Origin of the sequence: Sphingobium rhizovicinum, from assembly GCF_042647625.1 — a bacterium.
Classification (GTDB): domain Bacteria; phylum Pseudomonadota; class Alphaproteobacteria; order Sphingomonadales; family Sphingomonadaceae; genus Sphingobium; species Sphingobium rhizovicinum.
Genome location: NZ_JBHRVU010000004.1, coordinates 1,138,861 through 1,163,194, shown reverse-complemented (window position 1 = coordinate 1,163,194; position 24,334 = coordinate 1,138,861). Strand labels below are relative to the sequence as shown.

The following is a 24,334-nucleotide window of genomic DNA, read 5'->3' as shown; positions in this document are numbered from 1 at the left end:
GACATGGCCATCGCCGATCCGCACAGCGTCCTGTCCGTCGGCGCGACCTTGGGCGAAGGGCCGGTTTGGGTGGCGCGCGACGCCGCCCTCTGGTTCGTAGACATCAAGGCGCATCGCGTGCATCGCTATGATCCGGTGCTGGGCGTCGGGCGCAGCTGGGATGCGCCGGGGCAGGTCGGCTGGATATTACCCACCGCCGATGGCCTGTTCGCGGTCGGCCTGCAATCGGGCGTGCATCGCTTCGACCCGGCACAGGGCAGTTTCGCGCTGATCCATATCCCCGAAGCGCATCTGCCCGGCAATCGCCAGAATGACGCCTGCGTGGCGCCGGACGGTGCGCTCTGGTTCGGGTCGATGGATGACGCGGAAGAAGCGGACAGCGGCTATTTTTACCGCTTTCAGGGCGATCGCTGCATCGAAACCGGCCTGCCGGCAGTATCGATCACCAACGGCCCCGCCTTCTCGCCCGACGGCAACATCCTCTATCACACCGACACGCTGGGCAAACGCATCTGGCGAACCGATGTGCTGGACGACGGATCGGTTGGCAACACTACCCTCTTTGCCAAGATAGAGGATGGCGCGGGCTATCCCGACGGGCCGACCGTGGATGCCGAAGGCTGTCTGTGGACCGGCCTGTTCGGCGGATGGGCGGTGCGGCGCTATGATCCGGCCGGCAAGCTGATGCGCGAAATCCGCTTCCCCGTCGCCAACATCACGAAAATTGCCTTCGGTGGCGACGACCTGCGCACCGCCTATGCAACGACGGCGCGCAAGGGACTGGACATGACAGCGTTGACAGAACAGCCCTTGGCAGGCGATCTGTTCGCCTTCGATCCCGGCGTCGCCGGGCTGCCGGGCCATGTCGCAACGATATAAGAGAGCTGGAAGGAACGAGAAATGAGTGAGGGGAGCGCCGAGAGGGTCAATATGGCCTTCATCGCGGCGATCGTGGCGGTGGCGACGATCGGCGGCTTCATGTTCGGCTATGATTCGGGCGTCATCAACGGCACGCAAAAGGGGCTGGAAAGCGCCTTTGATCTGGGCAAGCTGGGCATCGGCATCAATGTCGGCGCGATTCTGGTCGGCTCTTCGATCGGCGCGTTCGGCGCGGGCCGCATGGCCGACCTGATCGGCCGGCGCGGGGTGATGATGGCCGCCGCCATCCTGTTCCTCGTCAGCGCGCTGCTGGCGGGGCCGCCAGTTCCTCCGTCGTCTTCATCTTCGCCCGCATCATCGGCGGTCTGGGCGTGGGCGCGGCCAGCGTCATTTCGCCGGTCTATATCTCCGAAGTCACCCCCGCCAATGTACGCGGACGCCTGTCGTCGGTGCAGCAGGTGATGATCATTTCCGGCCTGACCGGCGCGTTCGTCGCCAATTTCGTGCTGGCCCGCTATGCCGGTGGATCGACCGCGCCGCTGTGGCTGGACTTCCCGGCCTGGCGCTGGATGTTCTGGTTGCAGGCCATTCCTGCCGCCATCTACTTCCTCGCCCTGCTCGTCATTCCCGAAAGCCCCCGCTATCTCGTCGCCCGTGGGCAGGAAGAACGCGCGCTTGCCGTTCTCACCCGCCTGTTCGGTGCGCAGGAAGCCGCGCGCAAGGTGACGGAAATCCGCGCCAGCCTGGCCGCCGATCATCACCGTCCGAAGCTGTCGGACCTGATCAGCAAGACCACGGGCAAGGTCCGCCCGATCGTATGGACCGGCATTGGCCTTGCCGTTTTCCAGCAACTGGTCGGCATCAATGTCGTCTTCTACTATGGCGCGACCCTTTGGGAAGCCGTCGGCTTTTCGGAAGATAATGCGCTTCAGATCAACATCCTGTCGGGCGTGCTGTCGATCGGCGCGTGCCTTGGCACCATCATGCTGGTGGACAAGATCGGTCGCAAGCCGCTGCTGCTGATCGGATCGGCCGGCATGGCGGTGACGCTGGCGGTTGTCGCCTATGCCTTCTCCACCGCTGTCACCGGCGCGGATGGCGGCGTGGTGCTGCCGGGCCATAACGGCCTGATGGCCCTGATCGCGGCGAACCTCTATGTGATCTTCTTCAACCTCAGCTGGGGTCCGATCATGTGGGTGATGCTGGGCGAAATGTTCCCGAACCAGATTCGCGGATCGGGCCTCGCGGTCGCGGGCTTTGCCCAGTGGATCGCCAACGCCGCCATTTCGGTCAGCTTCCCCTCGCTCGCCGTGTCGCCGGGACTGGTCGTCACCTATACCGGCTATGCGTTGTTCGCGGCGATCAGCTTCTTCTTCGTCCGCGCCATGGTGCATGAAACCAAGGGTCGCGAACTTGAGGATATGGTCGGCTGAGCAAGGATCGCATCATCCTGCGGGCGGGAGGGCTGGAAGCGGCCCTTTCGCCTGCTGTCGGCGGGTCGCTGCTCTATCTGGCGCTGGACGGCGTCGATCTGATGCGCCGCGCGCCCGAGGGGGCTGGCGATCCGCTCGCCATGGCCAGCTTCCCGCTCATCCCCTATGCCAATCGCATTGCGGACGGTCGCTTCACGGTCGATGGCGACGAATATCAACTCCCGCTCAATTTCGGCGATCATCCCCACAGCATTCACGGCTTTGGCTGGCAGACGCCGTGGACAGCGAATGAGACAGGTCCGGACGCAGCGCGCCTTGTCCAGACCCACGCCGGCGATGCCGGCTGGCCATGGCCCTATCGCGCAGAACAGCACATTGCGCTGACGCCGTCGCAACTGTCCATGTCCTTGTCTCTCACAAATTTTGGCGACGCCCCGATGCCCGCCAGCCTGGGCTTCCACCCCTATTTTCTGGCGGATGAAGCCACGACGCTGCGCTTCGATGCGCGCAGCCTGTGGCTCTCTACCCCCGACATGCTGCCCGAACGCGAGGCGCCGGCCGATATGCTGGGCGACTGGTCGCGCCCCGGCATCGTGCGCGGCGACACGCTGATCGACAATGCCTATGCCGGCTGGAGCGGCCCTGCCATTGTCGAGCGGGGCGACGGCCTGCGCCTGACCCTCACCGCGCAAGGCGCGGACTGGCTGCATGTCTATCGCCCGCCCAATAGCCAGGATTTCTGTCTGGAGCCGGTCAGCCATATGCCCGACGCTATCAACCGCAGCGGCATGGCGATGGTCGCGCCGGGCGACAGCGCGCAGCTTTCCATGACCATCGCCATCGACAGGATCGATCAGACGCTTTCGAAATCCGTCTCGATCGCCTAAGCTACCCCAAAGCAGCAGCAAGGGGGTTCAAGCCTATGCAATTTTTGCGGACAGCCTGGTGGGTTGTCATCGCGGTTGCCGCCGCCTTGTTCTTCAAGGCGAATAATCGGCCCGTGGAGATCAAAGTCTGGGGCGACATCGTCTGGGAAACCAAGATCTGGTTCCCGATGCTGCTCGCCTTCCTGCTCGGCGCGCTGCCCTTCTGGGTAATGGCGCGGGCGACTCGCTGGCGGCTGAAGCGCCGGCTCGACAGCGCGGAACGCGCGCTGGTCGCCGCAACCACCGCCCCTGCCCCCGTCCCGGCGGCATCGCCGGACCCATTGTCTCCCGCGGCAATCCCGGATAGCGCCGCCCCCACTCCCACGCTTACAGGACCAGCATGACCAGCCCCATCTACGTCGCCATCGACACGCCCGACCTTGCCAAGGCGCAATCCCTTGCCGGGCAGGTGAAGCATCATGTCGGCGGATTGAAGCTGGGCCTCGAATTTTTCTGCGCCAATGGCCATCATGGCGTGCACGAAATGATGAAGTTCGGCCTGCCGATCTTCCTCGACCTGAAGCTGCACGACATTCCCAACACTGTGGCGAAGGCGGTGCAGGCGCTGCATGTGTTGGAGCCCGCCGTGCTGACCGTGCATGCCGCCGGCGGCCGCGCCATGCTGGAAGACGCGAAGGCAGCGGCCGGCATCAATACGAAGGTGGTGGCCGTGACCGTGCTGACCAGCCTGGACAATAGCGATCTGGCTGACATCGGTGTCGGTGGGAAAGCCGAGGATCAGGTTCGCCGGCTCGCCGATCTGGCGCAGAGCGCGGGGCTGGACGGCATCGTCTGCTCGGGCGAGGAAGTCGCGATCGCCAAGGCGGCGTGGAATGACGGCTATTTCGTGGTGCCGGGCGTGCGCCCTGCCGGTGGTGCGCTGGGCGATCAGAAGCGCGCGGTGACGCCCCGTCAGGCGCTCGATCGGGGCGCATCCATGCTGGTCATCGGTCGCCCGATCACCCAAGCGGAAAACCCGGACATGGCCGCGCGGGAGATTGAAGCGACGCTATAAAGGAGAAGCGGTGAGTCGACCTGCGACCAGCTTCCGTCAGCCCTTATCCGATCCGGGGGCCCGCTTCTTTTTTGGCGTTTGCAGAGAAAAGCGGGATGCCGGGGCAAGCCCGGCATGACGGACGGGAATGTGTCTTGAAGCGAGAATTTGCGGCCGTTTGAGAGATAGCTTAGCTTCTTTACTGCCGAACGGAGAGCGTCGATGCACAATCATCTTCAACGGGCCGTGATTGCCCTTGCACAGCCTGCGGCAATACAACTCTCCTTATTCCCCAATTTTGTATGCAAGGCTGACGAACTTGCTCTTGATTTTGAGAGCGCCCTTGACGGGTTGGCCGGGCACGAAGACAAAATTACCGTTGAGCAACGCGCTGCCATCGAAGCTCTGGACCAGTTGTTAACTTCGATGAGTGTCGAGGAATATGCTTATTTCTGGACAGATGAAGCTGTGCTCGCCGACCCCGCCTGGGAAGATATTCGTGCCTCAGCAAAATCAACGGCGCTCATTTTCGGCTGGGATTTGAGCATCGTTCCGCCTTCCAGCGCTGTATATATACCGGCTGGGAACCATATCTGAAATCGATCGCCGCATGAGCGGATCGTCCCAAAGCCACACAAATCCGACACCAGACACGCCGTTCAAGTGCGGTCGCCGCCTTCATCCGCAGCGAAAAAATGATCGATCACGTCGCGCGCCAGCCGTGCGGGGCGCAGCGTGCCGGCGTCGATGCAGCACCAACTGGACTTGACCTCCGCCAGCACTTCCTCCCCACGGCGGATCACGGTTTCGTAGAAAGCGCGCGCGCCCTGCACCTTTTCCAGCAGGACGGTGGCGATCACCTCGTCATCGAGGAAAGTCGGCTTGCGATAGGTGATCTCATGCTTGAGCGCGACCCATAGATGCTGGGCGACCGCTTCGGCCGGGGCCAGTGCGCGCCAATGGTCCAGCACCGCATTCTGCACCCATTTCAGATAGCTGGCATTGTTGACGTGCCCCATGAAGTCGATGTCGTCCGGCTCGATGCCAACGGGGTACAGATGGGGAATCGCGTTACTCACATGCGTGTAAATAACATCTCGGCACGCGGTCAGATAGGGGCCATCGGCATACCGACGCAAAAAGGGGCCGATCGCAGGACCGGCCCCTTCCCTAATGCGGTATTGGCCGCCGTCTTTCAGAAGCGCCAGCCAACGCTGCCGACGATCTGATGACGATCGGTGTCGACGCCAAATTCGCTGCTGGTCGATCCATCGGCGAAGTTGATGTGCGCGTCCTCATATTTGGAATAGCGATATTCGACCTTGGCGAAGGTGTTGGCGTTGATCGCGCGCTCCACGCCCGCGCCGATGCGCCATCCGTCCAGCTTGAACGCGGTGTCGGTGCTTTCATCGCTATCACCGGCCAGCACGTTGAGCTTGGTATTGGTGTAACCGCCCTTCACATAGACCAGCGTCGCAGGATCGGCGAGGATGCCCGCACGCGCGCCGACATAGAGGTCACGGCCCTGCTTGACCCGGCCGAAACCGAAATTGTCAGTCAGGTCGCGGCGGTTGCTCTTCGAGGTGGAGTTGGTCCATTCGCCTTCGACGCCGACGACTGCGCTGCCCAGATTGACGTCATAGCCCGCGCCAACACCATAGAGAAGACCGTCGATCTTCTGGTCGTCGCTGCCATTATCATTATCGACGCTGCTGCCTGCGCCGGTGTGGTCATAGCCCAATATGCCCTCGACACGGGGGCCGGTGAAGGTCGGGCCGGCCTCCTGCGCGAGCGCGGGAGCGGCGACGGTTGCGCCAGCCAGAAGAGTTGCGACCATCAACTTACGCATAGGGTATCTCCATTGTCCTTATCGCCCCGACAGGGGTGAGAGGCAGAAGCCAGAACGGCCGCGCTGGTTTCATGAACAGGAGATAAACATCTGATTATGTGGCATTAATGACACGAAACCGCTTCGGTTCGCCGCGCATATGTGCGCATCAGGCGATGAGTTGCGTGCGCCCGATCAGCATTCCACCACATTGACGGCCAAGCCGCCGAGCGATGTTTCCTTGTAGCGGCTGGCCATATCCTCGCCCGTCTGGCGCATGGTTTCGATCACCGCGTCCAGGCTGACGATATGCCGCCCATCCCCCTGCAAGGCGAGATAGGCGGCGTTGATGGCCTTCACCGCACCCATCGTATTGCGTTCGATGCAGGGTATCTGGACAAGGCCGCCGATCGGATCGCAGGTGAGGCCCAGATTATGCTCCATGCCGATCTCCGCGGCATTTTCGACCTGGCTGTTGGTGCCGCCTAGGACAGCGGCCAGCCCGGCCGCCGCCATGGAACAGGCAACGCCCACTTCGCCCTGACAGCCCATTTCGGCGGCGGAGATGGAGGCGCGCTTTTTATAGAGGAAGCCGATCGCGGCGGCGGTGAGCAGGAACCGACGCTCCCCATCACGATCGGCTCCGGGCACGAAACGGCGGTAATAATGGAGCACCGCCGGGATCACGCCCGCTGCGCCATTGGTTGGGGCGGTGACGACCCGGCCGCCAGCCGCATTTTCCTCATTCACGGCCAGCGCGAACAGGCTGACCCATTCGAAAATCTGCGCCGGCCCCAGCGCATCCCGCTGCAACCGCAGCCGCTGATGAATGGCGCGGGCGCGACGGCGCACCTTAAGGCCGCCGGGCAGCAACCCTTCCTGCATCAACCCCCGGTCGATGGAAGCGGACATGGCGTCGATCACGCTGTCGAGGAAAGCGTCCGTCTCCGCCTGCACGCGCCAGGCGCCTTCGTTACGCAACACCAGCGTCGCGATCGACAGGCCGCTCGCCTCGCCCTGCGTCAACATCTCTGCGCCGGAGGAAAAGGGATAGGGCTGAACGACATTATGACCGAGCGGCGCGTCGTCGCTGACCGGGACAACGCCGGGCAGCACCGCGCCGCCGCCGATCGAATAATAGTCGCGCACCAGCGGTTCGGCGCGCCCGTCGAACCACGCCGAAAAGCGCATGCCATTGCTGTGCGCTTCGAGGAACTCGCCCATGCGGAAGAGAAGGTCGCTGTCTTCTTTGAAGGGCACCCAATGGTCAACGGCGCTGCCCGCCTGGATGCGCCCTTCGCAGCGGATCGCGGCGAGGATGGTCGAAATGGCATCGGGATCGACGCTTTCGGGGCGATGGCCCGACAAACCGAGCAGGATGGCGACATCGGTGGCGTGCCCCTTGCCGGTCAGCGCCAGCGATCCGAACAATTCGCACTGCACCCGCGACGGGATGGCTGGTAGCGTGTCCATGAACATCAGCGCGGCGCGCATCGGGCCGACCGTGTGCGAACTGGACGGACCAATGCCGATGGTGAACAGATCCATCACGCTGATCGCGGTGCCAGCGTCGATACGGCTCTTGGTCACGGTCAATAATCCTTGGAAACGCGGACGTTGGCGCTCTGGCGCCCGAGGGTGGAGATGGCCCCAAGCAGCGAAAGCCAGCGCGTGACCTGATATTCCATCCGGGTGGCGCTGTACCCCTGCCCGTCGGTGATCAGTTCGACATAGGTTTTGCGGGTCAGATATTTGCCCGCCGCGATTGATGTACCCTGCCCCTGCGTCGGGTCGGCGGCGATGATGCGCAGCCGGTCAAGGCCCGCCGCCTTGCGCACGGCGTTGATCGGGTCCAGCCCGCCATTGCCCTGAAGCGACCCGACGGCGGAGGCGAGTTGCAGCGCTTCGGGTGCGGACAGATTGGTGATCGATGTGCCGAACAGGATGCGGGACAGCAATTCGTCCTGCGGCATGGCGGGCGTGCTGGTGAAAGTGATGTCGGGTTTCAGGCCCGTGCCGCCGACATGGATGGTGGCGGACAGATCGCTGACGTCGGCCTCCGCACTGATGTCCAGCGTTGGATTGACCGGCACCTTGCCATCGAACTGGATATGGCCTTCGCGCAGTTCGAAACGGCGGCCGGCAAATTCATAGCCGCCCCGCACCAGTTCGGCCCGGCCGGCGATGGCCGGATTGGTGACAACCCCGCCAATGTCGAGGTCGGCGCGCCATTCGCTGTCGAGGCCAAGGCCGGTGACGGTCAAGCGGTTGCGCGCGCGCGCCTTGACCGCCAAAGTCCAGGGGACATTGCTGCGCGGGCGTTCGATTTCATCGCCACGGCGGTTGATCTCCGTCACGCGCAGCTCCGGGATTTCCGCCACGGCCGCCGCGCGGCCCATGGTGAAGCGGCTGCGGTTGAGGATCAGGTCGCCGCCGATCGTGCCGCCTATCCCGTCGGATTTCAGCGTAATCGGCCCGGTGACGGTCGCGGCGATATCGTCGCGCTCCAGCAGGGCGGCATTGTCAGCCTGCAACGCCAGGTCCATGCCCACGCCGGCAATGCCGTTGAAGGTGAAGCGGCCGGTTCCGTTCACCGAACCGCCATTTTGAGCGCTGGCGGAGAAGCTGGAAATGACCAGTTGTGCGCCGGAGAAGCGGCCACGCGCCTTGACGTTCTTCAGCCGCATGCCTGTCACCGGGCTATTGATCGCGGCATTATCCGTCGTGAAATTGCCGGTAATGGTTGGATCGCCCAATGTGCCTCGCACGTCGGCAGAAACGCCAACCGGGCCGCTAATGTCGACAATTTCCACCCCGGTCAGTCGCCAGAGCGTATCCGCTGCGCCATTATAGCGCAGCTGCGCGAACACTGGCGCGCGGTTCAGTCGGTCCACGATGCCGCCGTCCGACCCCAGCGGGGTCAGCAGCGCCTGCGCCTGCCCCACCGTCTTGCCATCGCCGACGAAGACCATGCGCGTCGCCAGCCGATCCGGCGTCAGCACGGCGTTCACGCCGACATCGACCGGGCGGGAACTCAAGGACAGGCCCGATCGGGAGAGACCACGGATGCGCAGTTCCGCCTTGCCAGTGGGCAGGCCGCCGCCACGCGGCTGGACATAGCTGAGCGATCCCGTCGCCATGCCGCCCAGCCCCAGATTGTCATAGGCGATGTCGAGCAGCGAGAGAGGCAGCTTCTGCATCCGCGCCTCGACATGGGTGGAGGTCGCCCCCAGTTCGCCGGCCAGTTGCAGCGATCCGCCGGCATAGCCGATCGTGGCGGGCGACAGGCGCCAGCCATCTTCCGTCCGGGAGAAAAGCGCGGCACGATTGAGGCGTATCGGCCGCTTGTCGATGGTGCCGCCGGCCGACAGGCGGATGCGATCCGGCTCGACCTGCGCTTCGCCCTGAAGATCGAAGATGCGGCCGCGCTGACCCGACAGGCTGCCGCGTATCTTGCCCTTGCCGTCGACCAGTTCGGCATTGGCGGCAAACCGGCCCAGCAGCACGCCACCCACGCGAAGCCCGCGCGCCTGCGCCGTGGCGGTGACGCTGGTGCCGGCAGGATCGAGCAGGATCGTGCCATCGAGCGTGCCGCGTCGCACTGCGATCACGGTCGGCCCGTCGAAGCTGGCGTCGCTGGCGCTCAGCTTCAACTGCACCTGCTGGACCGCATCGACCGGGCGGAAGCCGATATAGCCGGTCACAGGGCCAGTGACGCCCAGTTGCCCGTCCAGCCCACCATCGATCGGACGAATATCGCCGCTCGCCGTGACGCCGGATACGGACAGGTTGGCGACGCGCACCACGGCCTGCCCGCCCTGCGGCAACAGGATGACGCCGCGACCGTTGAACGGTCCCAGCGTCGATCCGCCCGACGCGACATAGCTATAGCCATTTGTGTCGGGGATCAGATGGGCATGCACGTCGCGCAGGCCCAGCGCATCCATCGGCCGTTGCAACGTCACGTCGATCGTCGGCCGCTCGATCATGCCGTCCAGCGTCAGTTGCAGCGGCCCATAGCGCTGATGCCGTCCGCTCGCCTCCAGATGCAGCGTCTGATCAGGATGACGCAGGCCACGACCGTTGAGGGTCAGCAAGGGTGCGTCCAGCTTCAGGTTGGTCAGCGCCAGTGCGCCGCCGTGCAGCAGTTCCAGTCCGCCTCTTACCGTCGGCAATCCGCCGCCCAGCGTGCGCAGGAAATCATTGTCCAACCGCCGCACCCGCGCCATCGCATTGCCGCTGAGGCCAAAGCTGCCATCGGCGCGGGGCGCAGCGCGCAATTTGGATGTCAGATCGACAATGCCGAAACCTTTGATGAACAGGCCATTGAGCTGTCCATCAAGCCCGGCGTCATAACGACCGCTCTTCAGATCTGCGATGACTGTCAGCTTGCCGCGCAGCTTGTCCGACCGGAAAGGCATGGGATTGCTGACGATCTGCTGCCCGTCCAGTTGCAGCACGCCGTCAATCTGGAAATTGCGGACGATGCCCTCGACCAGATCGCCCTGCCCGTCGAGCCGGCGGGCGCGCAGCCGCAGCGGGATCAGCGCTGGTCCCTTTTGAGCAGCCCGGCCTTTTCCTTCGGCGCGAACATCATGGATGACCGTCTTGTCAAAGGCGATCTGCTTTGCCGTCAGCAGATATTCATAGCCAAGGCCGGCAAAGGGGCCGTCCAGCCGCACCTTTGCCATAACGTCACTGCCGCGCATGGTCTTGACGAGCGCCTGCGGCCGCGCAAGCCGCAGCGATAGCAGCATATTATCAAGCGCATTATTGCGCAGATCGATCGCGCCATCGGCCGACAGACCAAAGGCCGCCGATTGCAGCATCATATGCCCGTCGATCACCCGATCGACCATGGTGCCGCTCGCCCGCACGGCCAGGCGCGGATCGGCCATGCGACGGAAAAGCCCATTGCCGGCGATCGCCCCGCCCTCGATCGTGCCACGCGCGGAATAGGCGCCGCTGCGCGCCGCCAGCACGAAATCAGCGGCGGGATTGCCGTCCAGCGTGGCGGCGAGACGGCCGTCCCAGCGGCTCCAACTGCCCTTTCCGCCGATGCGCAGATTGGCATCCTGCTTCAGCCCGGCCATCGCCGCCAGCACGCCCGCTTTGGGCGCGTTGACGGTGACGTCGAGTTGAAACCGATCGGCGTCGGGCCGGCTGTCGAGCGCGATCGTCAGCGCATCGCTGCCGTCGAGCGTTCGCGCCGTCAGGTCGATGATCGCACGGCCGCCGCGAATATCGGCGTCGCCCGCCATCGTCGCGGTCTGCACCCGGCCATGCACCGCTTCGGCAATGTCGAGCCGCCCGACCGAAAATTGCATCAGCCGAATATCGAAGCCGGGCAGGATCGGCCCTTGCCGCTGGGTGGGGTTCAGGCTGGGCAGCTTGTGCAGCGTTGCCTGCGGAATGACCAGCCGGTCAATGTCCAGCCGATTGGACAGCCAGGCGAAGGGCCACCAGTCCAGTTCGACGCGGGGCGCATCCAGAAACCGCCCCTTGGGATCGGACAGGGTCAGGTTGCGCAGCACCGCCTTGCGATAGATGCTGCCCTCGATCGCGCCGACCTCGATCTTCAGGCCAGAGGCGGACTTGATCGTCGCGATGCGGCTGGCGAGGAAGCGATGTCCCGGCCCGGTGTCCAGCCAGGCCAGCGCGCCGACAATGATCAATAGCGCCGCCGCCAGCACGCCCGCGACCCAGCGCTGCCAACGCCCGTCCCATGCGCGATGGCGTCGGGCGGGCGGCGGTGGCGCGATCGGCGGCGCGCTATCCTCCGCCATCAGAAAGCCTGCCCCAGCGAGACATAGACCGCCACCTTGGGATCGCCCGGCTGGGGATTGAGCGGCGTGCCGACATCGACGCGGATCGGCCCGAAATTGCTGTAATAGCGCACGCCCATGCCCGCGCCGATGCGCAGGTCGCGAAAGCGCGGCAGGAAACTGGTGGAGATATTGCCGGCGTCGACAAAGGGCACGACGCCGAAATTGCCGAAGCGCACGCGGGTTTCGAGCGAAAATTCGGCCAGGCTCTTGCCGCCGACCGGATCGTCATCCTCGCCATAGCGCGGCCCGATCGCCTGATAGCCATAACCGCGCACCGACGCGCCGCCACCGGCATAGAAGCGCCGCGACGGCGCGATCTGATCGACCGTCGATCCCAGGATGGTGCCGAAGCGGGCACGGGCGGCGACCACCACCTTTTCCGTCATGGGCTGATAGACGCTGCCGTCCACCTGCACCCGGGCATAGCCGAAGGTCGTGTTCTGGAAGGACAGTTCGGGGCTCACCCGCGCGCCCAGCCGAAAGCCCTTGCTGGGATTGAGCAGGTCGTCGCTGCCATCATAGGTCAGGCTGACGGGCACCGCACCGATCAGGAAGGTGCGCCGCGCCCCGTTGCTGAAGGCGTCGGCTTCGTCCGACGCGATCAATTCGCCACCAAAGCGCCAGACCCATTTCTTCTGGAACAATATATTGCTCTGCCGCTCGATCGCGGCCGACAGGTTGATCGTGCGCGCATCATAGGCGTCGCGCTTGATATTGCTGATCGACACCAGCCCGGTCAGCACATTGTCGCGCCGTTTGAAATTGCTGCGGCGATAGGTGAAGGATGCGGTCTGTTCCTGCGTGCCGATGACGCCGCGAACGGTCGCCGCCCCTTCGGGCGGGAAGAGATTGCGATGCTGCCAACTGACTTCGGCGCGATAGCCTTCGCCCGTGCCATAGCCCAGTTCGCCCGCAATGGTGCGAAGCGGCGCGGGGCGCATCGCAACGTCCAGATCGACATGCTCGCCATCGCCCGCATCCTTTGGCGTCAGGCTGACCGAGGAGACAAGACCCGTGGCGACGATGGCGCGGCGCAAATCCTCAACGTCGGACGCCATATAGGTATCGCCCGGATCGAAGCGGGCAATTTCCTGCACATGATGCGCATCAAACAATGTCGCATCATCGACATGGATCGTACCGAAACGACGAAAACCGCCGGGCGTGACGATGATGTCCAGATCGCCATTGCGCTCTTCATGGTCGATCCGCACTTCCGGTTCGTCCACCTTGGCGAAGGGAAAGCCGCTTTCGGCCAAGCGCGTCGACAGTGTATCGCGCCCGGCCAGAATCACATCCGCGTCGATCGGATCGCCGGCCTTGGGCGGAAAGGCCGCGCGCAGATCCGCTTCGCGCTCCCCGGTTTCTGCAAGCCCCGTGACGTCCACCGACTCCAGCAGATATTGCGTCCCCGGCACGATATCGAAGCTGACGGACAGCCGGTCGCTGCCCGGTGGCGGCGCAGCGACGGCGCTGCGGATACGCGCGGCATAATAGCCCTTCGCACGCAACAGCCGGTCGAGCAGTTCGCCGTCTTCCTTCATCCGCCGGTTGATCTGGGCGAGGTTGGCGGACTTGCCCTGCCCCTGCCGCAGGACCGACAATTCATCGAAGCGCAGCGTGAACTGGGCATCGGCAATGGTGTCGATGCCATTCAGTTGCACCGTATAGCGGCGCTCCTCCCCGGCATCGGCGAAGCTGGCTGCGTCGTCGGCCTGACCATCTTCGGCCGAAACCGCATCAACCGATGTATCGGGAGTGGTCATGGCCTGCGCATCGGCGGCTGGCTGCACGCCGGTCTGGGCCTGCGTTGCATCCTGCGCCTGCGCATCCATCGGATCTTCCGGCAGGGGCGTGACGCTGTCGGCCTGCCCCATGTCCGGCCAGTCAACGCCGATGTCAGGCATGGCCTGCAACGGCTGATCGGCTTCAGGCGCACTTTCGGTCGGAGGCGCTTGTTGCGCCCGCACCGCGCAGGGCGCAGCGAACAGCAACGGCATAAGGAGAAGCCGGGCGGTGTGCGGGCAGCCTGAAACGCGGCGTATGATCCGCAAACCATCGGTCATGAAGCCGGTCTAGACCAACTTCACGCGCCAGCGCCAGCCCAGAAGCGCCCAGCAGTGCATTTGCCCGGCAAATTACCCGCCAGAGGCCGGCCGCCTGTCGTCAAAAAGCACCGCTCAACCGATCCATCAGCGCACGCGCCGGCTGATGACGGCACTGCCCTGCCCGCTCATCACATCCATGCGGTCCTGCAAGCGAGCGACCCGTTCATATAGCTCCTGGCTTGCCTCGATCAACGCGCGGGCAGCGAAGGGAAAAGTCGCAGCCAGATCGGCGTCGGTGTTGGTTGCCCGACCAAGCCGATATTTCTCGTCGACCAGATCCGCTTCTTCAATCTCGCCACGCTGCCAGGCCCGCTGGCTCAGCAGCCAGGCGATGATGTGCATCAACCGGGTCGTAACCTTGAGCGATTCGCACGCGAAAGAGACGCGGCGCAGCGGATCATCGCCGCCATCGTCCAGCGACGCATTGCCGTCAAAATAGGATCGCGCCTCATCGGCCATGACCATGGCCTCCATGTAGAGGCCATCGACCAGCCGGCGATGCAGTCCCGGATCAAGAAAGGATGCGCTGCGCATCATGCATCGGTGCCACAATTTCAAGAATCTGTCAGGCCCGTTAACGGTCTTTGGCGCGCAACCTGTCCCATTTGGGATCGACCACCGGCGAACCACCCGGCTGTCAGGCAATGATGTCAGGAACCAGCGCATCTTCCAGCAGGGCGATCTCGTCGCGCAGGCGCAATTTGCGCTTCTTGAGCCGGGCGATCTGCATCTGATCGCTGCCGCCCGCCTCGGACAAGGCTGCGATCGCGCTGTCGAGATCGCGATGCTCCACCCGCAGCAGTTCCAGACGGCGCATGATGTCTTCCCGGCTCACCGCGCCTTCTTCTCCCTAATCGCGCCCAAACATCTCCTGATAACCGGGCCGGCCCGCGCGGGCCATCGCAAATTTGCCTGCGTCCCGCCGCAAAGCACGAATCCGCCCAAGACAAGCGGCCCGAATCATGATTTACTTCGTCATCCATCACCCTCGTAAGGAGAATGTCATGGAAAATAGCCACATTTCAGCTCTTTCAGCCAAGCACGCCGGCCTTGATGCCCGAATCAAGGCGGAGTCGAGTCGGCCCATGCCCGACGCCATATTGGTGGCATCGCTCAAGAAGCAGAAATTGCGGTTGAAGGAGGAAATGGCGGCACAGCATTAGTCGTCACACCGACACGCTGGGAGGAGGTCAGGGTCCGACGGCGCAGACCGTCGACCCGACCCTTCCAGTTCGCACTTTATGATGGTGGCTTGCCAGTTTTCAAACTGGCTCAAAGCCTTTCAAAAGCAGAAAGCCCCGGCGACCGATGGTCAGCGGGGCTATTATTTCATCAGGGCAAGCGCTTTGCGATCAGCGGCGCGGGGTGATGAATTGAGACTGACGCAGATATTCGGGCATGCTTTGCTGCCCCCCGGCGCCTGACACGGGCTTGCGCGCCAGTTGCGGATCAATTGGCGTGTCAAATGCCATGCCGATCTTATCTTCCCGCGCCCATGCCACCGTGCCGGTCACTTTGCCCACGCCGCGCAGATCGCATTCGACCCGCGTTCCCGTTGGCACGGCCCGCTCGCAATCCGCCATCAAACCCGTGGCCGACAGGTTGCGAATACGCGCCTTTCCCAACTGATCGCCGTCGATCGTCTGGAGACTGGTCAGCAGGAACAGGCTGTCGCGCGGCGCGGCGCGCGCCGGCCCCCGATCAGAAATATCCCGCTCTTCATCCATGAAAAAACCCGCGATTAGGAGGACAGTTGAATGGCCGGCATTCTAATCTCGGGGTGATGGACAAAGCGTTAATCGTCGCGCGAGATCTTTTCCTGACGCTCATGGCGTTCCTGCGCTTCGACCGTCATCGTCGCGATCGGCCGGGCTTCCAGCCGACCGAGCGAAATCGGTTCGCCAGTCACTTCGCAATAGCCATATTCGCCATCATCGATACGGCGCAGGGCGGAATCGATCTTGGAAATCAGCTTGCGCTGGCGATCGCGGGTGCGCAGTTCGATCGACCAGTCGGTTTCGCTCGACGCGCGATCGTTCAGGTCAGGTTCGCGGAGCGGTTCATTCTGCAATACGGCCAGCGTGCCCTCCGCTTCGGCCAGTATCTGCTTCTTCCAGTCCCACAGCCGCTGCCGGAAATATTCCAGCTGAAGCGGATTCATAAACTCTTCGTCAGGCGAAGGGCGATAGTCAGCGGGAAGCGTTACCGTCGATTTGGGCGGCTTTTCGCCGTCTTTATCGGAATTCAGGACCGATGCCATCTGGCTCTCCGACTCGAAAGGCTCCCGGCGCTTGCATTTCCGGGCGCCCATGATCTTGATTGTCCGGGCCTCATAGCCATCGGTGCGGGGCGATACAAGCGGGCAATCAACACCTTGTCCGTAGCAAGCGCCGACTTGCGCATGGCTGAACGACCATGATGATCCTGACTGTCGGGGTAGAAACGGCCTTACGGGAATGACGAACATATTCACGATCCGCCATTTTGCCGTGCCAGAGTGGGACGTTAATCATATTTCTTGAGCAAAACAGAGGAATTACCGTGCCCTGGCAGCAATATTCAATGTTAACGGGATTGCAGTTAACCATTTATTCTGCGCTCTTATGAAATAGGAAGTTCCCAAAGTCCCAACCGAATCCGTTCCGGTAGGGAAAAGCGGAAACAACAAAGATAAGAGTGGCACAATGTCGGTTCGGATGGCCCTGGCTAAATTATGCGCCTGCACCTGCGGCGGAGCGATCATTGGCGGCGGCGCCGTCCATGTCGCCGAGAACGCGCGGCCGGCGGTGGTCCAAAGCACCAAAAGCGTGAAGGCCGCTCCCAAGAAGCGCTACGCCGTCCGCACCATAAAGCGCAAAGTCGTCAAGACAGTTCGCACCGTCACGCCGCAAGTGGTGACGGTCACGACGCAATTGCCCCCCATTCCCCTGCCCGCCCCGATGCCAGCAGCTGAAATGCCGGTCATGTCCGGCGGCGGTGGCGGCGTGCCGGTCGTGATGGGCGGTGGCGGCGGCTTTGGCGGCGGCGGCTTCATCGGCGGTTTCTTTGGCGGCGGTGGCGGCGGCAGCGGTGGATCGGTCGTCATCTCGTCCACCAGCAGCTCGACCGGCGGCATCAGCAGCTCGACCAGTTCGACCACCGGCGGCGTGTCCACATCGACAGGCGGCGTTTCGACTTCCACGGGTGGTGTGTCGACGTCCACAGGCGGCGTTTCCACCTCCACCGGCGGCGTGTCGACATCTTCGGGTGTCAGCTCCAGTTCGTCATCATCGTCCAGCTCCAGCTCGTCCTCCTCCTCGTCCAGTTCGTCTTCGAGCAGTTCGGGCGGATCGAGCGGCGGCAAACCGCATCATCCCGACAAGCCGGATCATTCCAGTTCTGGTTCGAGCGGCAGCAGCGGATCGTCGAGCAGCAGTTCGTCCAGCTCTTCCTCGTCCAGCGGCTCCTCCTCGTCTTCGGGCGGATCGTCCAGCTTCGGCAGCACGGGCAGCAGCAGCACCGGATCGAGCGGCAGCTCTTCGTCCTCCTCGTCGTCGAGCAGTTCTTCTTCGTCCAGCAGCTCCTCGAGCAGCTCGAGCGGCGGATCGAGCAGCACGGGCGGCACCGACGTTCCTGCGCCGCCGATGATCCTGCTGTTCGGCGCGGCCGCCGTGGCGCTGGTCGCCCGCAAACGCTTCGCCGATCGCAAGGCGAAAGCTGCGGCCTGACGATTTCCTCGTTGCGAGGACAGTATGAAGGGCGGCTCGGGGGGCCGCCCTTTTTTTATCTGCCGGAGATAAGCGACCGGAGCGCCGCTCGTTTCCGGCGCGCGGACTTGCGCGATTCACTACGGATCGGCATAGGGCTGGCCCATGCACGACATCCGCTTCCTCCGCGAAAATCCCGCCGCTTTCGACGCTGCTCTGGCCCGTCGCGGCCTCCCCCCGATCTCCGCCGAAATCCTGGCGGTCGATGAGAAAAGCCGCGCCATCAAGACCCAGTTGCAGCAGGGCCAGGCCCGCCGCAACGAAGCGAGCAAGCTGATCGGCCAGGCCATGGCGGCCAAGGATATGGAGAAGGCGGAAGCCCTGAAGGCCGAAGTCGCAGCGCTCAAGGAAAGCATGCCCGCGCTGGAGCAGGATGATCGCGACACCGAAACGGCGCTGCGCGACATATTGGCCGCAATCCCCAATCTGCCCGCCGACGATGTGCCGCAGGGTGCGGACGAAGCTGACAATGTCGAACTCATGCGCTGGGGCAGCCCACGCGATTTCGACTTTGCGCCGCAGGACCATGCCGATTTCGGCCCGGCGCTGGGGCTGGATTTCGAAGGCGGCGCGCGGCTGTCTGGCGCGCGCTTTACGGCGCTGCGTGGCGGAATGGCGCGGCTGCACCGGGCGCTGGCGCAATATATGCTGGACGCCCAGACCGCGACCAACGGCTATGAGGAAACGATCGTCCCGCTGCTGGTGAAGGACGATGCCCTGTACGGCACTGGTCAGCTGCCCAAATTCGCCGAAGACCTGTTCAAGACCACTGACGGCCGCTGGCTGATCCCCACGGCCGAGGTGTCCCTTACCAACCTGGTAAATGACCAGATCGTGCCGACGGACAGCCTGCCGCTGCGCCTGACCGCCCTCACCCCTTGCTTCCGGTCGGAAGCCGGCCGGTTCCGCCGGGCGCGACACGCGCGGCTTCATTCGCCAGCATCAGTTCGAAAAGGTCGAACTGGTCGCCATCTGCGCGCCCGAGGAATCCGCGGCCGAGCATGAACGCATGGTCGCTGCGGCGGAAGGCATTTTGCAGGCGCTGAACCTTCCCTATCGCAAGGTGCTGCTGTGCACGGGCGACATGGGCTTTGGCGCGCGCAAGACCTATGATCTTGAAGTCTGGTTGCCCAGCCAGAACACCTATCGCGAAATCAGCTCCGTCTCCAACTGCGGCGATTTTCAGGCGCGGCGGATGAATGCCCGCTTCAAGCCGGAAGGGTCGAAGCAGACCGTCTTCCTGCACACGCTGAACGGATCGGGCCTGGCCGTGGGCCGCACGCTGGTCGCGGTGCTGGAAAATTACCAGCAGGCCGACGGCAGTGTGATCGTGCCCGATGTGCTGGCGCCCTATATGGGCGGCCTGACGAAGCTGGAGCCGCGCTGATCGGAGCGGCTGGGGCAAAAGGTTAAGGGACTGGAAAGCGTCCTATAATGCAGTAAATGAAGGGCAATGCGTCGCTCTTCGATTTTTCTCGCCCTGCCCCTGACATCGCTGGCGCTGGCTGCCTGTATTCCCAATCAGGCAGAGCGCGGCGAACCGGCCCCCGCCGCGCATCCCGCACCGACGCCGCCGCCGCGCATCGGCGCCGGCGCCGCCAATGTGAAGCTGGCGGAGCCAGAGCCGGTCTGGAACGCGCAGCAGGTCGTTGCGAACGCGGCGACAGTGCGCGCCTCCACCTATATCGTCCAGCCGGGCGACACGCTGCGCGGCGTGGGCAACCGTACCGGCGCCGGGTCCGAAGCGATCGCCCGCGCCAATGGGCTAGCCCCGCCCTATGCAATCAACGCCGGTCAGAGGCTCGCCATTCCGGGTGGCCGCTATCATCTGGTGGCGGCAGGGGAAACGGGCATCGCCATCGCCGCCGCCTATGGCGTGCCATGGCGGCGGATCGTAGACGCCAATGGCCTTGCCGAACCCTATGTGCTGCGCCGTGGCCAGCGCCTGCTGCTGCCGGGCGACGTCCCCACCCGCCCCGCCAGCATGGAACAGCGCGCCGCCGCCTTCCGCATCGACATTGATGATGTGCTGACCGGCGGCCAGCCCGCCCTGCCGGAAGGCGCGCGCACCGCCGCCGCCTCCACCAAACCGAAGCCGCTGCCCACCAACCTCCCCGCCGCCCAACCCGGCCGTTTCTCCGGCAGCTTCGCCTGGCCGCTCAAGGGCGCGATCCTCTCGCGCTTCGGGCCGGGGGATAGCGGCGCGAAGAATAATGGCATCGACATCGCCGCCCCCATCGGCACGCCCATCCGTGCAGCGGCCGACGGCGTCGTCGCCTATGCCGGGGACAGGATCGCCGTCTTCGGCGGCCTTGTCCTGCTCAATCATGGCGACAGCTGGGTCAGCGCCTATGGCCATGCCAGCCGGATCGACGTGGTGCGCGGGCAGAAGGTGACGAAGGGACAGGTGATTGGCCTGACCGGCGACACCGGCTATGCCAGCAAGCCAAAGCTGCACTTCGAACTGCGCAAGGACCGTGTGCCCGTGAACCCGCTGGGACAATTACCGTCGCCATGAGGATCAACCCGTCGCCTCCGTCCGGCACCGCCGGCTTCCTGCGGCGGCGATCCGGCCTGCCGATGTGGGCGGATCTGACCTGGCGTGTGGCGCTGGTTTTCGGCCTGATCGCGATCGTGCTGGCGCTGCACTGGTTCGGGCGCGATGGCCTCAAGGACAATTACGACAATCAGATCAGCTTCATCGACGTCCTCTATTTTACGACGGTGACGGTAACAACGGTCGGCTATGGCGACATCGTGCCGGTCACGCCTGAAGCGCGGCTCTTCGAATCCATCTTCGTGACGCCGATCCGCCTGTTCGTCTGGCTGATCTTTCTTGGTACGGCCTATAATCTCTTCTTCCGCAACATTCTCTACAGGTGGCGCATGGCGCGTATTCAGGCAGACCTGCATAATCACATCATCGTCACCGGCTTTGGCACCAGCGGGCAGGAAGCGGTGCATGAACTGCTGGCGCGCGGCGCAGACCCGCGCGAGATCGTCGTCATCGACGGCAGCGAAAAGGCGCTGGCCATCGCGGAGGATCTGGGCTGCAACATATTGTGCGGCGATTCCACGCGGGACAAGACGCTCAAGGATGTCGCCGTCCACCGCGCGCGCAGCATGATCGTGTCAGCCGGGCGCGACGACACGTCGATCCTCATCACCCTGACCGCCCGGCATCTGGCCCCGCGCCTGCCGATCAGCATCGTCGTGCGCAACGAAGATAATGAACTGCCCGCGCGACAGGCCGGCGCCACAACCGTCATCAATCCGGTCAGCTTTGCCGGCCTGTTGCTGGCCGGCAGCACCAGCGGCGCACACATCGCCGATTATATGGCGGATCTTGCCGCTTCGGGCGGGCGTGTTAAGCTCCATGAACGGCCCGTGCTGCCGACTGAAATCGGCCACCCGCTATCCGCCATCGGTACTGGACTAGGCGTGCGCATTTACCGCGCCGACCGGCCTATCGGCTTTTGGGAGGAAGAAGCCCGCCGCCTTCAGACTGGCGATGTGATCATCGAAATTGTGGAAGAAAAGGACAAAGCGCGCGCGCCCGCCGACGAATAGCGCCTAACCAGAGACGAACCGAACATATTTGTTGCGATCCGGCAACATATTGCAAAATTCGCGCTACATATCCCACGCGCCCGATTGCCTTGCTGTAGTAGAACGGAAACACTCCTCTCACCGATCTCTCAGAGGGGTGTAACATGCGCTTTAAGAGTGCCTTGCAATGCAGCGTCGTCCTGTCAGTCGTCGCCTGGACTGTTCCCACATACGCCCAATCCACTGAACCGCAGGCCGAAGATGGCGCCGCCATCATCGTCACCGGATCACGCATTCGTCGCGACCCTCTCGATCAGGACAAGCCGATCGTTACGGTCGATCAGGCTTCGATCGCACGGACCGGCCTCACCTCGATCGCCGACGTGCTGCAACGCATCCCCAGCGCGGCGGGCGGCCTCAACACCAAGACCAACAATGCCGGCAATATTGGCGGCCCGCCCGACGGCACCGGCGTCAGCTCCGGTTCGGCCGAAATCGATCTGCGCTATCTGGGGGCCAAGCGCACGCTCGTCCTGGTTGACGGCATGCGCTACGTCAACGGATCGGCAGCGGGCGGCATCCCGGCCTCGGTCGACCTCAACACCATCCCACAGAGCATGATTGAGCGGGTGGAAGTGCTGCAATCGGGCGCTTCCCCGCTTTACGGGTCCGACGCGGTTGCGGGCGTGGTGAACATCATCACGCGCCAGTCGCAAAAGGGCCTCGATATGTCGGCCCAGTTCGGCACCTATCGCCAGGGCGACGGCCACACCTATGACATCAACGCCAGCTACGGCATTCAGGCCGATCGCGTGTCGATCGTCGTCGGCGGCAATTATGTGAAGCAGGAAGGTGTCAGCACGGCCGACCGCTCCATCTCGCAATGGCCCGCGGCAGGCGGCAGCAGCTGCGCCGATGGCGGCTGCTCCAGCGCCACGCCCAATGGCCGTTACGATGTGCTGGGGCGCAGCCTGACGCTGAGCAATCCGATCATCGGTCGCGCGCCGGTGGAAAGCGACTATCGCGCCTATAATAGCTCGACCGACTCCTTCAATTTCGCGCCCTATAATTATCTGCTCACCCCGTCCGAACGCTATGGTGCCTTCCTGAACGGCAAATTCGAATTTTCCGACGCGGTCAGCCTGCGCACGCGGCTGGTCTATCAGCATCGCGAATCGACCACGCAGGCGGCGTTCCTGCCGCTGTTCATCGGGCCTGATGCGGGCAACGGCAATCTGCTCGACACCATATCGGTCGACGCCAGCAACCCCTACAACCCGTTCGGCGTGACATTGTCGTCGGGCGCGGACGGATCGCCGGCCAATTATTCGACCATCCGCCGTCGCTTCGTGGAGGGCGGGCCGCGCATCTTCAGTCAGGAAGTCGATACCCTGACGATGGCGGCGACGCTGGAGGGCACGTTCGATGTCGGCGACCATAAATGGTATTGGGACGTCAACGGCAATTACGGCACCAACAATGCGCACCAGACTTTCACCGGCAACCTCAACGCCGCCAAACTGGCGCAAGCGCTTGGCCCGGTCGGCGCCTGCACCGGCGAATGCGTGCCCTTCAACATCTTCGGCGGCGCCGGCTCCATCACGCAGGCGATGCTCGATTATGTAACCTTTGACGAGCGCGACCGCAGCGAACAGGAATTGTGGGACGTCACCGCCAACCTGTCGGGCGACCTGTTCGACCTGCCGGCCGGCGCGGTGGGCTTCGCCATCGGCTATGAACATCGTGATCAGCAGGCGTCCTACACGCCCGACCCGATCATCACCGCGGGTCTGGGTGCCGATGTGCCGACCAGCCCTGCGCGCGGCGGCTTCAACGTCGACGAATTTTACGGCGAGTTGCGCGTTCCCATTCTGGCCAATACGCCCTTCTTCCAGAAGCTGGAGCTGGACGGCGCAGTGCGCCATTCCAACTATAGCAGCTTTGGCAGCAACACGACCTACACCGTGTCGGGCCTGTGGAAGCCGACCCGCGACCTGCTGCTGCGTGGCGGCTATGCGGAAAGCCTGCGCGCGCCCAGCATCGGCGAACTTTATGCCGGCCGGTCGCGCACGGACGCGACGATCAATGATCCCTGCACCAACGTGGCGGGCAGCGCCTGGCAGACCAATGCCACCGTACGGGCAAACTGCATCGCCAATGGCGTGCCGGCCAATGGCAGCTATGCCGAACCGCAGGGCGGCCAACTCGGCGTCTTCTCGCAGGGCTTCACCGGCCTGAAGCCGGAAACGTCGAAGACCTGGACGGCGGGCGGCGTCTACAGCCCCGCCTGGGCGCGCGACAGCTTCGCCAGCCAGTTCAGCATCGAAGTCAATTATTACACGATCAAGCTGAAGAACGCGATCGACTCGGTCCCCGCGTCGCTCACGCTCCAGCGCTGCGCCTTTGAAGCTGATCCGATCAGTTGCGCCGCCATCAGCCGCACCGGCAGCGGCGCGGTCGCGGGCATCAACGGCGTGCTGCAAAACCTCAACGCGATCGAAACCGACGGTATCGACGGTACGCTGAACTATCGGTCGAAGATGGTTGGCAACGGCTCAATCGGCCTGAACGTCAACGCCGCCTATCTGCTGAAGTACAACATCAAGCCGCCAGCCGATCTGGGGGCGCCGACGATCAAATGCGCCGGCACGGAACGCTGCGGGTCGAGCGATCAGGCCTATCCGCACTTCAAGGCGAATGCGACGCTGGACTATTCGACTGAAGGCTATGGCCTGTCCTTCACCGGCCGCTATCTCAGCAAAGTCACCGAAGGCGACGGCAACGTCATGAAGGCGACCTTCTATGGCGACATTCAGGCCTATTTCTCGCCGGACTGGATGGATCACCGGGCGCGCTTCACGATCGGCGTTAACAACGTCTTCGATAAGGATCCGCCGCTGTGCGGCACCTGCGACGGCGCGAATTTCGACACGACCAGCTATGATGTGCCGGGTCAGTTCGGCTATCTGCGCCTGTCCTACAAAATGTAACCAATCGAGCAACTTGACACTGAAGAAGGGCGTGCCCGTTGAGCGCGCCCTTT

20 protein-coding genes and 2 pseudogenes are annotated in these 24,334 nt (G+C 63.7%); 11 read left to right on the top strand and 11 right to left on the bottom strand.

All coding sequences use genetic code 11. The features are described from left to right. Positions 1-3 precede the first annotated feature (3 nt). From ACFOKF_RS07060 to ACFOKF_RS07035, 6 genes and pseudogenes are all read left to right on the top strand, one after another. Complete coding sequence (locus ACFOKF_RS07060; protein ID WP_380797694.1) at positions 4-879, top strand: SMP-30/gluconolactonase/LRE family protein; 876 nt, start codon at positions 4-6, stop codon at positions 877-879. Between the two features lie 21 nt (positions 880-900). After that, positions 901-2,312 (top strand): annotated as a pseudogene (locus tag ACFOKF_RS07055) (sugar porter family MFS transporter). Further along, on the top strand, positions 2,309-3,199 hold the full coding sequence (locus ACFOKF_RS07050) for an aldose 1-epimerase (protein WP_380797692.1): 891 nt from the start codon (positions 2,309-2,311) through the stop codon (positions 3,197-3,199). The pseudogene ACFOKF_RS07055 and the gene ACFOKF_RS07050 overlap by 4 nt, the downstream one beginning before the upstream one ends. A 35-nt stretch (positions 3,200-3,234) precedes the next feature. Continuing rightward, positions 3,235-3,582, top strand: a complete 348-nt coding sequence (locus ACFOKF_RS07045) for a lipopolysaccharide assembly protein LapA domain-containing protein (protein WP_380794359.1) — start codon at positions 3,235-3,237, stop codon at positions 3,580-3,582. After that, positions 3,579-4,253: an orotidine-5'-phosphate decarboxylase gene (gene pyrF, locus ACFOKF_RS07040; RefSeq protein WP_380794356.1), complete on the top strand. Its 675-nt coding sequence runs from the start codon at positions 3,579-3,581 to the stop codon at positions 4,251-4,253. The genes ACFOKF_RS07045 and pyrF overlap by 4 nt, the downstream gene beginning before the upstream one ends. A 201-nt stretch (positions 4,254-4,454) precedes the next feature. After that, complete coding sequence (locus ACFOKF_RS07035) at positions 4,455-4,829, top strand: hypothetical protein (RefSeq protein WP_380794354.1); 375 nt, start codon at positions 4,455-4,457, stop codon at positions 4,827-4,829. Between the two features lie 62 nt (positions 4,830-4,891). Here the strand turns inward: ACFOKF_RS07035 and ACFOKF_RS07030 are convergent, their stop codons facing one another. The 7 genes from ACFOKF_RS07030 to ACFOKF_RS07000 form a co-directional block, all read right to left on the bottom strand. Beyond that, entirely contained in the window at positions 4,892-5,311 is a 420-nt protein-coding gene (locus ACFOKF_RS07030; protein ID WP_380794351.1) for an acyl-CoA thioesterase, read from the bottom strand. A gap of 116 nt (positions 5,312-5,427) precedes the next feature. Next, positions 5,428-6,081 carry an outer membrane protein gene (locus tag ACFOKF_RS07025; RefSeq protein WP_380794349.1) on the bottom strand — a complete coding sequence of 218 codons (654 nt, stop codon included), beginning with the start codon at positions 6,079-6,081 and terminating at the stop codon, positions 5,428-5,430. Positions 6,082-6,255: 174 nt separating this feature from the next. Next, positions 6,256-7,650, bottom strand: coding sequence for an L-serine ammonia-lyase (locus tag ACFOKF_RS07020; protein WP_380794347.1), 1,395 nt, complete (start codon positions 7,648-7,650; stop codon positions 6,256-6,258). 2 nt (positions 7,651-7,652) lie between these two features. After that, on the bottom strand, positions 7,653-11,846 hold the full coding sequence (locus tag ACFOKF_RS07015; RefSeq protein ID WP_380794344.1) for a translocation/assembly module TamB domain-containing protein: 4,194 nt from the start codon (positions 11,844-11,846) through the stop codon (positions 7,653-7,655). Beyond that, entirely contained in the window at positions 11,846-13,954 is a 2,109-nt protein-coding gene (locus ACFOKF_RS07010; protein WP_380794341.1) for an autotransporter assembly complex protein TamA, read from the bottom strand. Before ACFOKF_RS07010 ends, ACFOKF_RS07015 begins: the two co-directional genes overlap by 1 nt. A 126-nt stretch (positions 13,955-14,080) precedes the next feature. Beyond that, positions 14,081-14,533: a DUF1465 family protein gene (locus tag ACFOKF_RS07005; protein WP_380794338.1), complete on the bottom strand. Its 453-nt coding sequence runs from the start codon at positions 14,531-14,533 to the stop codon at positions 14,081-14,083. A gap of 100 nt (positions 14,534-14,633) precedes the next feature. Next, positions 14,634-14,813, bottom strand: coding sequence for a YdcH family protein (locus tag ACFOKF_RS07000; protein ID WP_380797690.1), 180 nt, complete (start codon positions 14,811-14,813; stop codon positions 14,634-14,636). A gap of 187 nt (positions 14,814-15,000) precedes the next feature. Between ACFOKF_RS07000 and ACFOKF_RS06995 the strand changes: the two genes are divergently transcribed. Further along, complete coding sequence (locus ACFOKF_RS06995) at positions 15,001-15,159, top strand: YdcH family protein (RefSeq protein WP_380797687.1); 159 nt, start codon at positions 15,001-15,003, stop codon at positions 15,157-15,159. Positions 15,160-15,348: 189 nt separating this feature from the next. Here the strand turns inward: ACFOKF_RS06995 and ACFOKF_RS06990 are convergent, their stop codons facing one another. The 4 genes from ACFOKF_RS06990 to ACFOKF_RS06975 all read right to left on the bottom strand — a co-directional run bounded on the left by ACFOKF_RS06990 (position 15,349) and on the right by ACFOKF_RS06975 (position 17,666). Beyond that, entirely contained in the window at positions 15,349-15,723 is a 375-nt protein-coding gene (locus ACFOKF_RS06990; RefSeq protein WP_380794335.1) for a PilZ domain-containing protein, read from the bottom strand. 68 nt (positions 15,724-15,791) lie between these two features. Next, positions 15,792-16,256: an RNA polymerase-binding protein DksA gene (dksA, locus tag ACFOKF_RS06985; protein ID WP_093019981.1), complete on the bottom strand. Its 465-nt coding sequence runs from the start codon at positions 16,254-16,256 to the stop codon at positions 15,792-15,794. Between the two features lie 570 nt (positions 16,257-16,826). Beyond that, entirely contained in the window at positions 16,827-17,339 is a 513-nt protein-coding gene (locus ACFOKF_RS06980) for a hypothetical protein (protein WP_380794332.1), read from the bottom strand. Positions 17,340-17,363: 24 nt separating this feature from the next. Then, on the bottom strand, positions 17,364-17,666 hold the full coding sequence (locus ACFOKF_RS06975) for a hypothetical protein (RefSeq protein WP_380794330.1): 303 nt from the start codon (positions 17,664-17,666) through the stop codon (positions 17,364-17,366). A 181-nt stretch (positions 17,667-17,847) separates the two neighbouring features. Between ACFOKF_RS06975 and serS the strand changes: the two are divergent. The 4 genes and pseudogenes from serS (at position 17,848) to ACFOKF_RS06955 (ending at position 24,281) form a co-directional block, all read left to right on the top strand. Continuing rightward, positions 17,848-19,129 (top strand): annotated as a pseudogene (gene serS / locus ACFOKF_RS06970) (serine--tRNA ligase). A gap of 66 nt (positions 19,130-19,195) precedes the next feature. Continuing rightward, positions 19,196-20,260: a peptidoglycan DD-metalloendopeptidase family protein gene (locus ACFOKF_RS06965; protein WP_380794328.1), complete on the top strand. Its 1,065-nt coding sequence runs from the start codon at positions 19,196-19,198 to the stop codon at positions 20,258-20,260. After that, complete coding sequence (locus ACFOKF_RS06960; RefSeq protein WP_380794326.1) at positions 20,257-21,312, top strand: potassium channel family protein; 1,056 nt, start codon at positions 20,257-20,259, stop codon at positions 21,310-21,312. Before ACFOKF_RS06965 ends, ACFOKF_RS06960 begins: the two co-directional genes overlap by 4 nt. Positions 21,313-21,455: 143 nt before the next feature. Beyond that, positions 21,456-24,281, top strand: coding sequence for a TonB-dependent receptor domain-containing protein (locus ACFOKF_RS06955; protein WP_380794324.1), 2,826 nt, complete (start codon positions 21,456-21,458; stop codon positions 24,279-24,281). Positions 24,282-24,334: the final 53 nt, after the last annotated feature.

Bases quoted from the DNA above. Each gene is read 5' to 3' on its own strand.
- ACFOKF_RS07060 (WP_380797694.1), top strand. From the start codon at position 4: ATGGCCATCGCCGATCCGCACAGCGTCCTGTCCGTCGGCGCGACCTTG.
- ACFOKF_RS07045 (WP_380794359.1), top strand. From the start codon at position 3,235: ATGCAATTTTTGCGGACAGCCTGGTGGGTTGTCATCGCGGTTGCCGCC.
- pyrF (WP_380794356.1), top strand. From the start codon at position 3,579: ATGACCAGCCCCATCTACGTCGCCATCGACACGCCCGACCTTGCCAAG.
- ACFOKF_RS07035 (WP_380794354.1), top strand. From the start codon at position 4,455: ATGCACAATCATCTTCAACGGGCCGTGATTGCCCTTGCACAGCCTGCG.
- ACFOKF_RS07025 (WP_380794349.1), bottom strand. From the start codon at position 6,081: ATGCGTAAGTTGATGGTCGCAACTCTTCTGGCTGGCGCAACCGTCGCC.
- ACFOKF_RS07015 (WP_380794344.1), bottom strand. From the start codon at position 11,846: ATGGCGGAGGATAGCGCGCCGCCGATCGCGCCACCGCCGCCCGCCCGA.
- ACFOKF_RS07010 (WP_380794341.1), bottom strand. From the start codon at position 13,954: ATGACCGATGGTTTGCGGATCATACGCCGCGTTTCAGGCTGCCCGCAC.
- ACFOKF_RS07005 (WP_380794338.1), bottom strand. From the start codon at position 14,533: ATGATGCGCAGCGCATCCTTTCTTGATCCGGGACTGCATCGCCGGCTG.
- ACFOKF_RS07000 (WP_380797690.1), bottom strand. From the start codon at position 14,813: ATGCGCCGTCTGGAACTGCTGCGGGTGGAGCATCGCGATCTCGACAGC.
- ACFOKF_RS06995 (WP_380797687.1), top strand. From the start codon at position 15,001: ATGGAAAATAGCCACATTTCAGCTCTTTCAGCCAAGCACGCCGGCCTT.
- ACFOKF_RS06990 (WP_380794335.1), bottom strand. From the start codon at position 15,723: ATGGATGAAGAGCGGGATATTTCTGATCGGGGGCCGGCGCGCGCCGCG.
- dksA (WP_093019981.1), bottom strand. From the start codon at position 16,256: ATGGCATCGGTCCTGAATTCCGATAAAGACGGCGAAAAGCCGCCCAAA.
- ACFOKF_RS06965 (WP_380794328.1), top strand. From the start codon at position 19,196: ATGCGTCGCTCTTCGATTTTTCTCGCCCTGCCCCTGACATCGCTGGCG.
- ACFOKF_RS06960 (WP_380794326.1), top strand. From the start codon at position 20,257: ATGAGGATCAACCCGTCGCCTCCGTCCGGCACCGCCGGCTTCCTGCGG.
- ACFOKF_RS06955 (WP_380794324.1), top strand. From the start codon at position 21,456: ATGCGCTTTAAGAGTGCCTTGCAATGCAGCGTCGTCCTGTCAGTCGTC.